Source organism: Burkholderia sp. LS-044, from assembly GCF_004803625.1.
Classification (GTDB): domain Bacteria; phylum Pseudomonadota; class Gammaproteobacteria; order Burkholderiales; family Burkholderiaceae; genus Burkholderia; species Burkholderia cepacia.
Genome location: NZ_SSWO01000060.1, coordinates 1 through 310, shown reverse-complemented (window position 1 = coordinate 310; position 310 = coordinate 1). Strand labels below are relative to the sequence as shown.

Sequence of the window (310 nt, the reverse complement as noted above, 5' to 3'; positions counted from 1 at the left end):
ATGAACCAAGCACTTAGCGTTGGTGATTGGTGGAGGCAGACGGGATCGAACCGACGACCCCCTGCTTGCAAAGCAGGTGCTCTCCCAGCTGAGCTATGCCCCCATGTACAGATTTGCCTCAGGTGTTAGCCGGTCGGCTTGGGGTACTCGTAAGCGCTAAAGCGCTAACGATCACCGACACGTCAGACAATGGTGGGTCTGGTTGGATTCGAACCAACGACCCCCGCCTTATCAAGACGGTGCTCTAACCGACTGAGCTACAGACCCCTGAGTCTGTCTTTAATTTACAGCCGATAAGCGTGAGCGCTCA

At 55.2% G+C, this 310-nt stretch carries 2 tRNA genes; both read right to left on the bottom strand.

The window, feature by feature from the left end:
* Positions 1 to 27: 27 nt before the first annotated feature.
* Positions 28 to 103, bottom strand: a tRNA-Ala gene (locus E9536_RS41190).
* An 87-nt stretch (positions 104 to 190) separates the two neighbouring features.
* Positions 191 to 267 (bottom strand) — tRNA-Ile (locus E9536_RS41185).
* Positions 268 to 310: the final 43 nt, after the last annotated feature.